Raw genomic sequence first — 12,535 nt, 5'->3', positions numbered from 1 at the left:
TGCTTTCGGCAAAATGGGTAGTTTGGCGGTGCAGCATTGCATCCCATTTATTGTATTTTCTGTAAGGGATTGCACCCGTGCGACCGATTCAAAAATCGAAAAAACTGGCAGACGTCTGTTACGACATCCGCGGCCCGGTCTTGGAAAAGGCCAAGCAGATGGAAGACGAAGGACACAAGATCATTAAGTTGAATATCGGCAACTTAGCTGTATTCGGCTTCGATGCGCCCGATGAGATCGTTCGGGACATGATCCTGAACTTGCCCAATTCGGCCGGTTACACCGATTCCAAGGGATTGTTCGCCCCTCGCAAGTCGATCATGCATTACACCCAGGAAAAAAAGATCACGGGTGTAACGATCGACGACATTTATATCGGCAACGGCGCCTCCGAACTGATTGTGATGGGCATGAATGCGCTGCTCAACAGCGGCGACGAGGTGCTGGTGCCGGCGCCTGACTATCCGCTGTGGACGGCTGCGGTCAGCCTGTCCGGTGGTACGCCGGTGCATTACGTCTGTGACGAGCAGGCCGACTGGTATCCGGATATCGAGGACATCAAGCGCAAGATTACAACCAATACGAAGGCGATCGTCGTCATCAATCCGAACAATCCGACCGGGGCGCTTTATCCGGTGGAACTGCTGGAGCAGATCGTCGAGCTGGCACGCCAGCACCAGCTGATCATCTTTGCCGACGAAATCTACGACAAGACGCTGTACGACGGTGCAACGCATACCTCGATCGCTTCGCTGGCGGATGACGTGCTGTTCGTGACCTTGAATGGCTTGTCGAAGAACTATCGCTCGTGCGGCTATCGTGCCGGCTGGATGGTGGTGTCGGGCCAGAAGAAGCATGCGAAGGATTACATCGAAGGGCTGAACATGCTCGCTTCGATGCGCTTGTGCGCCAACGTGCCGGGGCAGTTCGCGATCCAGACCGCACTGGGCGGGTATCAGAGCATCAACGACCTGGTCGCCCCCGGCGGAAGACTGGCGCGACAACGCGACCTGGCGCACCGGCTGCTGACCGAGATTCCCGGTGTTTCCTGCGTCAAGCCGCGTGCGGCGCTCTACATGTTCCCGAAGCTCGATCCCAAGATGTACCCGATAGAGAACGACCAGCAGTTCGCGTATGAGCTGCTGGCGGAAGAGAAGGTGCTGATCGTGCAGGGCACCGGCTTCAACTGGATCGCGCCCGACCATTTCCGCGTCGTGTTCCTGCCGAATTCGGATGACCTGGCCGAAGCGGTCGGACGCATTGCCCGCTTCCTTGACGGCTACCGCCGCCGGCACGGCGCAGCCTAGTTCGATCAACACGCTCGCGCCTACCGCATGCCGGAGGGCGCGAGACCCATTTTTTAGACTGACTTCACACGTTATGAAACCCATCAAAGTAGGCTTGTTAGGCATCGGTACCGTCGGTTCCGGCACGTTCAACGTATTGAAGCGCAATCAGGAAGAGATTACGCGCCGCGCAGGACGTTCGATCCAGATTACGATGGTGGCCGACCTGAACACGGCCCGCGCGAAGGAGCTGACCCAGGGCGAATGCGAAGTGGTCAGCGACGCCAACCTGGTGGTCAGCAACCCGGAAATCGATATCGTCATCGAACTCATCGGCGGCTACGGCATCGCCAAGGATCTGGTGATGAAGGCGATTGCCAATGGCAAGCATGTGGTTACCGCCAACAAGGCGCTGCTGGCCACGCACGGCACCGAAATCTTCAAGGCTGCGCAGGAAAAGGGCGTGATGGTGGCGTTCGAGGCGGCAGTGGCTGGCGGCATCCCGATCATCAAGGCGCTGCGCGAAGGCTTGACCGCCAACCGCATCGAGTGGATCGCCGGCATCATCAACGGCACCACCAACTTCATCCTGTCTGAAATGCGCGACAAGGGTCTGGATTTCGATGTCGTGCTGAAGGAGGCGCAGCGCCTGGGCTACGCCGAGGCCGATCCGACCTTCGACATCGAAGGCGTCGACGCTGCGCACAAGGCAACCATCATGTCGGCCATCGCCTTCGGCATCCCGGTGCAGTTCGACAAGGCGCATGTGGAAGGCATTACCAAGCTGCAGGCAACCGATATCCGATACGCCGAGCAGCTGGGCTACCGCATCAAGCTGCTGGGCATCGCCAAGCGGACCAAGGTCAACGGCAGCGAAGGAATTGAATTGCGCGTGCATCCGACGCTGATCCCGGCCAAGCGCCTGATCGCCAATGTCGAAGGCGCGATGAATGCGGTGCTGGTGCAGGGCGACGCCGTTGGCGCGACGCTGTATTACGGCAAGGGTGCAGGTTCCGAGCCGACTGCATCGGCCGTGATTGCCGACCTGGTCGACATTACGCGCCTGGCGACGGCCGACCCGGAGCACCGCGTGCCGCATCTCGCGTTCCAGCCGGACGCGATGACCGATACGCCGATCCTGCCGATGTCGGAAATCACCACCAGCTACTACCTGCGCATGCAGGTGGCGGATCGGCCGGGCGTGCTGGCCGATATCACCCGCATTCTGGCCGATTCGACGATTTCCATCGACGCCATGCTGCAGAAGGAGCCGGCGGAAGGCGAGACCCGCACTGACATCATCATGCTGACGCATCAGACGCAGGAAAAGAACATCGTTGCGGCGATCGCGAAGATCGAGGCGTTGCCGACCGTGGTTGGCGCAGTGACGAAGATTCGACTGGAACAGCTGAGCTGATTCCTGTCTGTTGCAACTTGGACGGCTTGGAACTTCCGGTTCCAGGCTGTTTTCTTTTTGGCTAACGGTGGATGACGACCAGTAAAGCCTTCGCTTCCGTCTTGCCGGCGTTGCGGATGGCATGGCTCTTGTCCGCTTGATAACGCGCTGTTCCGCCAGCCTTCAGTTTTTTCTTCGTGCCGTCGACTTCGACTTCCAGCGCGCCGTGCAGCAGTGTCAAGTATTCCGAGGTGCCCGGATCGTGCGGATTGGACACCAGCGCGCCGTCAGGCGCTAGCGTCAGTTCGTACCACTCATATTTCCCTGCCAGTTCCATCGGTCCCAGAATCCGCAGCACGTAGCCGGCATGGCTGCCCGGCAGGGTTGGCGTCTCATGCGGCTCCAGGATATGGATCGCCTCGACTTCCTGCGTCTCGCTCGACAGCAGTTCCTCGATACCAACTCCCAGTGCATTGGCGAGGCGCCAGGCCACGGCAATGGTCGGATTCGCCTTTTCGCGCTCGATTTGCGACAGCATCGATTTCGACACCCCGGCCGCGCGTGACAGGTCATCGAGCGTCAAGCCGCGCTTCAGCCGCAGTTTCTGGAGCGTGGCGCCGACTTCGGGCGGGGAACTTGGCGTGCTGGGCTTTTTCATAACAGATGCTTGCAATGTTCAATGTGGGTCGATAATATTCAATATATTGAACTTAAGTTCTAAATAGTGAATTTAGTTTTATAAATTGCATCGTAACAGATTGGATGCAATACCAGCACAAATTGACGCGGATGCATCGTCATGCCGGTGTCCGATCGGACGGAGAAAGGATAGGAAATTGTAATGAGTGCAACGGCGGCAAAAGAAAATTTTTATTCCGAACTGGGCCGCAATCTCGCCGGTTTGCGCGAGCAGGGGCTGTATAAGCCCGAGCGCGTGATTTCGTCGCGCCAGGGGGCGGAAGTGGTGTGCGACGACGGCCGTACCCTGATCAACCTGTGCGCAAACAACTACCTTGGCCTGTCCGGTGACGAGGAGACGGTGCGCGCGGCGATCGACGCGACCGAGAAATACGGCTACGGCCTGTCCTCCGTGCGCTTCATCTGCGGCACCCAGACCGTGCACAAGCAGCTGGAGCGCGCGCTGTCGGACTTTGTCGGGATGCAGGACGCGATTCTCTACGCCGCCGCCTTCGATGCGAATGGCGGCCTGTTCGAACCGCTGTTCGACGAGAACGACGCGATCATCTCGGATGCACTGAATCATGCATCGATCATCGATGGTATCCGCCTGTGCAAGGCAGCCCGCTTTCGCTACGAGCACAACGATATGGCCGACCTGGAGCGGCAGTTGCAGTCGGCCACGGACAAGCGCCACAAGGTGATCGTCACCGATGGCGTGTTTTCAATGGATGGCACCATCGCCCAGCTCGGCAGGATCTGCGACCTGGCAGACAGATACGGCGCACTGGTGATGATTGACGACAGCCATGCGACCGGCTTCATGGGCAAGACCGGGCGCGGCACGCATGAGCATCATGGGGTGATGGGGCGCATCGACATCATTACCGGCACGCTCGGCAAGGCGCTCGGGGGCGCGATGGGCGGATTCACGGCAGCGCGGCGCGAAATGATCGATACCTTGCGCCAGAAATCGCGCCCCTATCTGTTCTCCAACTCGCTGGCGCCGTCGATTGCGGGCGCCTCGCTGGCAGTCCTGGAGCGTCTGTCGGCGTCGACCGTGCTGCGCGATCGCTTGCATGACAACACCGCGTACTTCCGCAAGGCGATCGCCGAACTCGGTTTCACGATCAAGCCCGGCACGCATCCGGTGGTGCCGGTGATGCTGTTTGACGCGCCGCTGGCGCAGAAATTCGCGCAGCGCCTGTATGAACTGGGCGTACTGGCGACCGGATTCTTCTACCCGGTGGTGCCGATGGGGCAGGCGCGCGTGCGCGTGCAGATATCGGCCGCGCACACCCGTGCGCAACTGGATCAGGCGCTTGCCACATTCGCCCAGGTGGGGCGGGAACTCGGCCTTTTGACGAATTGAAGGAGCAGACATGGAACGCGTTTTGGTCATCGGCGCCAACGGGCAGATCGGCAGCGAACTAGTGGAGGCGCTCACCGTGAATCATGGCGCCGAGAACGTGATCGCGGCCGACATCGCGCCGCGCAGCCTGTTCGGTGCGCACTGTTATGAAACGGTCGACGTGCTCGACAAGGACCGCATTGCGCAGGTTGTCGAGCGGTACGGCGTGACGCAGGTGTATCAGCTTGCCGCACTGCTGTCCGTCACTGGCGAGCAGGCGCCGCTCAAGGCATGGACGCTCAACATGAACGGGCTGCTGAATATTCTCGAACTGGCGCGCGATCGCAAGCAGGCCGGCAAGCCGCTCAAGGTGTTCTGGCCGTCGTCGATCGCGGCTTTCGGGCCGCATACGCCGGCGGTGGATACGCCGCAACTGGCCGTCATGGACCCGACCACCATTTACGGCATCAGCAAGCAGGCGGGCGAGCGCCTGTGCGAGTATTACTTCAGCAAATTCGGCGTCGACGTGCGCAGCATCCGCTATCCCGGCATCATCAGCTACAAGTCGCCGCCGGGCGGCGGCACCACCGATTATGCAATTGCGATCTTCCATGCAGCCAAGCGGGGAGAACGCTATGCTTGCTATCTCGGGCCGGACACCACGCTGCCGATGATTTACATGCCCGATGCGATTCGTGCCACGATCGAGCTGATGGATGCGCCAGCAGAGCAGATTCGCGTGCGCTCCGCATACAACGTGGCCGGGCTGAGCTTTAATCCGCGCGAACTGGCGCAGGCGATCAAGAAAAGCGTGCCCGGCTTCGAGATCAGCTATCAGCCGGATCATCGCCAGGCGATTGCCGACAGCTGGCCGCACAGCCTGGACGACACGTATGCGCGTGCCGACTGGGGCTGGCATGCGGCAATCGGGCTGGACCAGCTTGCGCAGGACATGCTTGCGCATATCGAGGCGCCGGCGCTGCACCACGCCGCCTGAGGGCCGAAACCACCTCCGGCAACGGTGGAACGGCTCTTGCCGGCTTGCTCCACCGACTAAAACAACGGTAGCGCGCCGATGCTCCAGTTATAATGTCGGACAACCCGTTGCCATCCAATCCATTCCATTTTATGCAATACGTTTCCACCCGCGGCCAGGCGCCGGCGCAATCCTTTTCGCAGATCCTGTTGGGCGGCCTGGCTCCCGATGGCGGCCTTTATCTGCCGGTCGAATATCCGAAAGTCAGCGGTGCCGAGCTCGATGCGTGGCGCAAGCTGTCGTATGCTGAGCTCGCTTTCGAAGTGCTCAAGAAATTCGCCACCGATATTCCGCAGGAAGACCTGAAAGCGCTGGCGCACAAGACCTATACCGCCGAGGTGTATCGCAATGCGCGCGCCGGCGAGGATGCGTCGCAAATCACGCCGCTGCGCGTGCTGGAAGAAAAGGACGGCAAGAAGCTCGTATTGCAGGCGCTGTCGAATGGCCCGACCCTGGCGTTCAAGGATATGGCGATGCAATTGCTCGGCAACCTGTTCGAGTACGAACTCGCCAAGGAGCACTCGGAACTGAACATTTTCGGCGCGACGTCGGGCGACACCGGCAGCGCCGCCGAGTACGCGATGCGCGGCAAAAAGGGCATCCGCGTGTTCATGCTGTCGCCGCACAAGAAAATGAGCGCGTTCCAGACCGCGCAGATGTTCAGCCTGCAGGACCCGAACATCTTCAATATTGCGGTGGAAGGCGTTTTCGACGACTGCCAGGACATGGTGAAGGCAGTGTCGAACGATCTCGAATTCAAGACGCGCCAGAAGATCGGCACCGTCAATTCGATCAACTGGGCGCGCGTGGTGGCGCAAGTCGTGTACTACTTCCGCGGCTATCTGGCGGCTACCACCAGCAACGAGCAGAAAGTGTCGTTCACGGTCCCGTCGGGTAACTTCGGCAATATCTGCGCCGGCCATATCGCGCGCATGATGGGCCTGCCGATCGACAAGCTGGTGGCGGCAACCAACGAGAATGACGTGCTCGACGAATTCTTCCGTACCGGCGTGTATCGCGTGCGCAAATCAGCCGAGACGTATCACACCACCAGCCCCAGCATGGACATCAGCAAGGCCTCGAATTTCGAGCGCTTCATTTTCGACCTGCTGGGCCGTGATGCCGAGCGGGTGCGTGCGCTGTTCAGGAAGGTCGATACGCATGGCGGTTTTGATTTGTCCGGCAAGCCGGGCAGCGATGGCGACGAGTTCAAGAATGTCGCGCAATACGGTTTCGTATCCGGCAAGTCGGTGCACGCCGACCGCATTGCGACCATCCGCGACGTGCAGGCGAGTTACGGCGTAACGATCGACACCCATACCGCCGACGGCGTGAAGGTGGCGCGCGAAAACCTGACGTCGGGCGTGCCGATGATCGTGCTGGAAACCGCCTTGCCGGCGAAGTTCAACGAGACGATCCGCGAAGCGCTTGGACGCGACGCCGAGCGCCCGGCCGGATTCGAGAATATCGAGGGGCTGCCGCAGCGCTTCGATGTCATGGCGCCGGACGTCGAGAAGATGAAGGCGTACATCGCCAGCCGCACCGGCTTGTGACCGGAGCATTTTCAGAGCGGGGCCGAACATGAATGAGAAGAAGCCCATGTTAAGCGCTGCCGATGCGCTTGATTTCCTGCTTTCCGCGGTTGATCCGATCGCGGAAACGCAAGTGTTGCCCACGCTGGAGGCGAATGGCCGCGTACTTGTCGCGCCACAGATTTCCCGGCTCGATGTCCCGCCGATGGACAATACCCAGATGGATGGATACGCGGTGCGCGCGGCTGATTGTGTTGGTGGTGCTGCACGGCTAAAGGTGGCGCAGCGTATTCCGGCAGGCCAAGTGGGACAGGAACTACAGCCGGGAACGGCTGCACGGATTTTCACCGGGGCGATGATTCCGCAAGGTGCCGATACTGTGGTGATGCAGGAGCAGTGCGAGTTGGAAAAGGCCGAGGACGGAGATATCGTCACGATCCGCCATAGCCCGCGCGCAGGCGAATGGATCCGCCGCACCGGAGAAGACATCAAGGCGGGCAGCGTCATCCTTCCTGCCGGTGCCCGGCTGCGCGCGCAGGAACTCGGGCTGGCCGCTTCGGTTGGCCTAGCTGATCTGCCGGTCGTGCGCAAGCCGCGCGTGGCGGTGTTTTTTACCGGTGACGAGCTGGTGATGCCGGGCGAGTCGCTCAAGCCCGGTGCAATCTACAACTCCAACCGATTTACGCTGCGCGGCCTGCTGGAAAGCCTTGGCTGCGACATCACGGATTACGGCATCGTGCCGGACTCGCTGCAGGCCACGCGGGATACGCTGCGCCGTGCGGCGGCTGACCATGACCTGATCATTACCTCCGGTGGCGTGTCGGTCGGCGAGGAAGATCACATCAAGCCGGCAGTCGAGGCGGAAGGCCGTCTGAACCTGTGGCAGATCGCGATCAAGCCGGGCAAGCCGCTCGCGTTCGGCGATATCACCCGTACCGACCGGAACGGGCGCGCCTACTTCATTGGACTGCCCGGCAATCCGGTATCCAGTTTCGTGACTTTCCTGCTGTTCGTACGACCATTCATCCTGCGGCTGCAGGGCGTGACTGCCGTTATGCCCAGGGCATTCGATGTGCGCGCCGATTTCGCCTGGACCAAGGCCGACCGGCGTAACGAATTCCTGCGGGCAAAAATCAATGAAAAGGGTGGCCTCGACCTGTTTGCCAACCAGGGATCGGCGGTGCTAACCTCGACCGTGTGGGGCGACGGCTTGATCGACAATCCTCCCGGCCGTACGATTACCCAGGGCGATCTGGTCCGCTTCATTCCGTTCAGCGAACTGTTGTACTAATACAAGATGAATATCCAGCTCCGTTTCTTTGCCAGCATCCGGGAAGCGCTTGGCACCAGTCAGGAAGCCGTCGCATTGCCGGCGCACGTACAAACGGTAGGCGATGTGCGCGCCTTCCTGCGCGAGCGCGGCGGTATGTGGGCCGAGGCGCTGGCCGAAGGACGGGCGCTGCGCATGGCTTACAACCAGCAGATGACCGAGGCGGGAACGCGTGTAGCCGAAGGCGGCGAAGTGGCCTTCTTCCCGCCGGTGACGGGCGGTTGAGGACGGCATGACGATTCGCGTCCAGACCCAGGATTTCGACCTCGGCGCCGAGGTGGCACAGCTGCGCGGCGGCGACGCGCGCGTCGGCGCCGTGGTCAGCTTCGTCGGCACCGTGCGCGACATGAACGACGGCGCCGGCGTTTCTGAAATGGAGCTGGAACACTATCCGGGCATGACCGAGAAGGCGCTGGAAGACATCGTGGCAAAGGCCAAGGCGCGCTGGAACATCTTCGACGCGCTGGTCATCCATCGCGTCGGGCCACTGAAGCCGCTGGACCAGATCGTGCTGGTCGCGGTGACGTCGGCGCATCGCGGCGAAGCCTTCGCGGCCTGCGAGTTCGTCATGGACTACCTCAAGACGCAGGCGCCGTTCTGGAAAAAGGAACAGACTGCACAAGGCGCGCGCTGGGTCGATGCCCGCGTCGCCGATGACCAGGCGCTGACAAAATGGGGCGTCAGCTCCGCCAATTCGGGCGCGCAGAAATGAGCTGGATGGCGGTCGGTCTGGGGGCGGCCATCGGCGCGTGGCTGCGGTGGGGGCTGGGCAACCTGCTCAACAATCTGCACCAGCACGTCCTGCTGGGAACGCTCAGCGCCAATCTCATCGGCGGCTACCTGATTGGCCTGGCGGTCGGCTTCTTTACCGCGCATCCGACCGTGCCGCTGGAGTGGCGCCTGTTCGCCGTGACCGGCTTTCTTGGTGGCCTGACCACGTTTTCCAGCTTTTCGGCCGAGGCAATGGTGCTGCTCCAGCGCGGAAACTATGGTTGGGCACTGGCGCACACCGCACTCCATCTCTTCGGCTCCATCGCATTCTGCATTGCCGGGCTAGCGACCTACCGCGCCATCTCCGGCTCCTGATCTTCATTCCGGCCACAAGCCCCGTGGCCGTCTTCGCGCATCCCATCTTCAGTTTTATTGCTTTTTTGGAATCTATTTGCCATAGAGGGCAGGCTTCACGCATTTCGCTTGAATTTGATGTAGATCCATCCCATTCTGAAGTTGAAATAGCCACAATCAAAAAGCTTGCTTGAAAAGATGTCTCGCCGTCCCCAAGTTGTTAGCAAATCGAATTTCTGGAGATTACATCCATGCGTCTCGACAAATTGACTACCAAATTGCAGGAGGCTCTGTCCGATGCTCAAAGTCTGGCGGTCGGCAACGACAACCAGTACATCGAGCCGGTGCACATTCTGACTGCGCTTTTGAACCAGGACGACGGCGGCGCGCGTTCGCTGTTGCAACGCGCCGGCGTCAACGTTGGCGGCATGCAGAACGCGCTGAAACATGCGCTGGAGCGCTTGCCGAAGGTGGAGGGCACCGGCGGAGAAGTGCAGATCGGGCGCGAGTCCGTGGCCTTGCTGAACCTGGCCGACAAGGAAGCGCAGAAGCGCGGCGACCAGTTCATCGCCAGCGAAATGATTTTGCTCGCCCTGACCGACGACAGGTCCGATGCCGGCCGCCTGGCACGCGATAGCGGATTGACGCGCAAGTCGCTGGAAGCCGCCATCGACGCGGTGCGCGGCGGCGGCAACGTGTCGTCTCAGGATGCGGAAGGGCAACGCGAAGCGCTGAAAAAATTCACGCTGGACCTGACCGAGCGCGCCCGCTCCGGCAAGCTTGATCCGGTAATTGGCCGCGACGACGAAATCCGCCGCGCGATCCAGGTCTTGCAGCGCCGTTCCAAGAACAACCCGGTGCTGATCGGCGAGCCGGGCGTCGGCAAGACCGCGATCGTCGAAGGGCTTGCGCAGCGCATCGTCAACGGCGAAGTGCCGGAAAGCCTGAAATCCAAGCGCGTACTGTCACTCGATATGGCCGCGCTGCTGGCCGGTGCAAAGTATCGCGGTGAATTCGAGGAACGCCTGAAAGCGGTTCTGAAGGAAATCGCGCAGGATGAAGGCCAGACCATCGTCTTCATCGATGAATTGCATACCATGGTCGGCGCCGGCAAGGCGGAGGGCGCAATCGACGCCGGCAACATGCTCAAGCCCGCCTTGGCGCGCGGCGAGCTGCACTGCATCGGCGCAACCACGCTTGATGAATACCGCAAGTACGTGGAAAAGGATGCCGCGCTGGAACGCCGCTTCCAGAAGATCCTGGTCGACGAGCCGAGCGTGGAATCGACCATCGCCATCCTGCGCGGCCTGCAGGAAAAGTACGAAGTGCATCATGGCGTCGAGATTACCGACCCGGCCATCGTTGCCGCCGCCGAGCTGTCGCATCGCTATATCACCGATCGCTTCCTTCCCGACAAGGCAATCGACCTGATCGACGAAGCCGCATCGAAGATCAAGATCGAAATCGATTCCAAGCCGGAGGTTATGGACAAGCTCGACCGCCGCCTGATCCAGCTGAAGATCGAGCGCGAAGCCGTGAAGAAGGAAACCGACGAGGCTTCGCAGAAGCGCCTCGGGCTGATCGAGGAGGAAATCCACAAGCTCGAGCGCGAGTATGCCGACCTGGAAGAGGTGTGGAAGGCGGAAAAGGGCGCGGTGCAGGGCACCCAGCACATCAAGGAAGAAATCGAAAAGATCAAGCTGCAGATGGAAGAAGCCAAGCGCAAGGGCGACTGGCAAAAGATGTCCGAGCTGCAGTACGGCCGGATGCCGCAACTGGAAGCCCAGCTGAAGCAGGCTGATATCGGCGAAGACAAGAAGGCCGAGCGCAAGCTGCTGCGCACCCAGGTCGGCGCGGAAGAAATCGCCGAGGTGGTGTCGCGCGCTACCGGCATCCCGGTATCGAAAATGATGCAAGGCGAGCGCGACAAGTTGCTGCACATGGAAGACGAATTGCACAAGCGCGTGGTCGGCCAGCACGAAGCCATCGTCGCGGTGTCGGATGCGATCCGCCGTTCGCGCGCCGGCCTGGCCGATCCGAACCGCCCGTACGGCTCGTTCATGTTCCTCGGGCCGACCGGCGTGGGCAAGACCGAGCTGTGCAAGGCGCTGGCATCGTTCCTGTTCGATACCGAGGAAGCGCTGATCCGGCTCGACATGAGCGAGTTCATGGAGAAGCATTCGGTCGCGCGGCTGATCGGCGCGCCTCCCGGCTATGTCGGCTATGAAGAAGGCGGCTACCTGACCGAAGCGGTGCGGCGCAAGCCGTATTGCGTGATTCTGCTCGACGAGATCGAGAAGGCGCATCCGGACGTGTTCAACGTGCTGCTGCAGGTGCTGGACGACGGCCGCATGACCGACGGCCAGGGGCGTACGGTGGATTTCAAAAACACCGTGATCGTGATGACCTCCAACCTCGGTTCGCACAAGATCCAGTCGATGGACGAGAGCGATCCGGCGCTGGTGAAGCTGGCGGTGATGGCCGAGGTGAAATCGCATTTCCGCCCGGAGTTCATCAACCGCATCGACGAGATCGTGGTATTCCATGCGCTCGACGAGAGGAACATCGGCGCCATCGCCCGTATCCAGCTGCAGGTGCTGGAGCAGCGGCTGGCCAAGATGGATATCCGGCTGGACGTGTCGGCTGCCGCGCTGCAGAAGATTGCGGAAGCCGGTTTCGACCCGGTGTACGGCGCGCGGCCATTGAAGCGGGCGATCCAGCAGGAGATCGAGAATCCGCTGTCGAAACTGATTCTGGAGGGCCGTTTCGGTCCGAAGGACACGGTTTCGGTCACGCCGAATAATGGCGGGCTGGCGTTCGAGAAGGTGGCGCACTAGGTGCGGCCTGATTTGCCGCAGCAA

11 protein-coding genes are annotated in these 12,535 nt (G+C 60.9%); 10 read left to right on the top strand and 1 reads right to left on the bottom strand.

The genetic code is table 11. From position 1 onward, the window contains the following. Positions 1-77 precede the first annotated feature (77 nt). Together TSA66_RS07785 and TSA66_RS07780 are read left to right on the top strand one after the other, a co-directional pair. Positions 78-1,307 (top strand): pyridoxal phosphate-dependent aminotransferase, encoded by a 1,230-nt coding sequence (locus TSA66_RS07785; protein ID WP_040039637.1) that lies wholly within the window; start codon positions 78-80, stop codon positions 1,305-1,307. Between the two features lie 73 nt (positions 1,308-1,380). Continuing rightward, entirely contained in the window at positions 1,381-2,703 is a 1,323-nt protein-coding gene (locus TSA66_RS07780) for a homoserine dehydrogenase (RefSeq protein WP_040039636.1), read from the top strand. Positions 2,704-2,764: 61 nt separating this feature from the next. Here the strand turns inward: TSA66_RS07780 and TSA66_RS07775 are convergent, their stop codons facing one another. Then, positions 2,765-3,340, bottom strand: a complete 576-nt coding sequence (locus tag TSA66_RS07775) for a helix-turn-helix domain-containing protein (protein ID WP_040039635.1) — start codon at positions 3,338-3,340, stop codon at positions 2,765-2,767. A 183-nt stretch (positions 3,341-3,523) separates the two neighbouring features. On the opposite strand from TSA66_RS07775, the gene TSA66_RS07770 reads away from it, so the two are divergent. From TSA66_RS07770 to clpB, 8 genes are all read left to right on the top strand, one after another. After that, a complete protein-coding gene (locus TSA66_RS07770; protein WP_040039634.1) occupies positions 3,524-4,732 on the top strand; it encodes a glycine C-acetyltransferase in 1,209 nt (402 codons plus the stop codon). A 10-nt stretch (positions 4,733-4,742) separates the two neighbouring features. After that, entirely contained in the window at positions 4,743-5,708 is a 966-nt protein-coding gene (locus tag TSA66_RS07765) for an NAD-dependent epimerase/dehydratase family protein (protein ID WP_040039633.1), read from the top strand. Positions 5,709-5,839: 131 nt separating this feature from the next. Continuing rightward, entirely contained in the window at positions 5,840-7,300 is a 1,461-nt protein-coding gene (gene thrC, locus TSA66_RS07760; RefSeq protein ID WP_040042331.1) for a threonine synthase, read from the top strand. A 46-nt stretch (positions 7,301-7,346) separates the two neighbouring features. Further along, on the top strand, positions 7,347-8,570 hold the full coding sequence (locus tag TSA66_RS07755; protein ID WP_232429429.1) for a molybdopterin molybdotransferase MoeA: 1,224 nt from the start codon (positions 7,347-7,349) through the stop codon (positions 8,568-8,570). Between the two features lie 6 nt (positions 8,571-8,576). After that, positions 8,577-8,834, top strand: coding sequence for a molybdopterin converting factor subunit 1 (gene moaD, locus TSA66_RS07750; protein WP_040039631.1), 258 nt, complete (start codon positions 8,577-8,579; stop codon positions 8,832-8,834). A 7-nt stretch (positions 8,835-8,841) separates the two neighbouring features. Further along, positions 8,842-9,321 carry a molybdopterin synthase catalytic subunit MoaE gene (gene moaE / locus TSA66_RS07745; protein ID WP_040039630.1) on the top strand — a complete coding sequence of 160 codons (480 nt, stop codon included), beginning with the start codon at positions 8,842-8,844 and terminating at the stop codon, positions 9,319-9,321. Beyond that, on the top strand, positions 9,318-9,695 hold the full coding sequence (gene crcB, locus TSA66_RS07740) for a fluoride efflux transporter CrcB (protein ID WP_040039629.1): 378 nt from the start codon (positions 9,318-9,320) through the stop codon (positions 9,693-9,695). The genes moaE and crcB overlap by 4 nt, the downstream gene beginning before the upstream one ends. Before the next feature lie 230 nt (positions 9,696-9,925). Then, positions 9,926-12,511, top strand: a complete 2,586-nt coding sequence (gene clpB, locus TSA66_RS07735) for an ATP-dependent chaperone ClpB (protein ID WP_040039628.1) — start codon at positions 9,926-9,928, stop codon at positions 12,509-12,511. Positions 12,512-12,535 lie beyond the last annotated feature (24 nt).

It is taken from the genome of Noviherbaspirillum autotrophicum (assembly GCF_000818395.1).
Lineage (GTDB): Bacteria > Pseudomonadota > Gammaproteobacteria > Burkholderiales > Burkholderiaceae_D > Noviherbaspirillum > Noviherbaspirillum autotrophicum.
The sequence above is the reverse complement of the archived record's forward strand: the minus strand, read 5'-3'. Positions and strand labels throughout refer to the sequence as shown.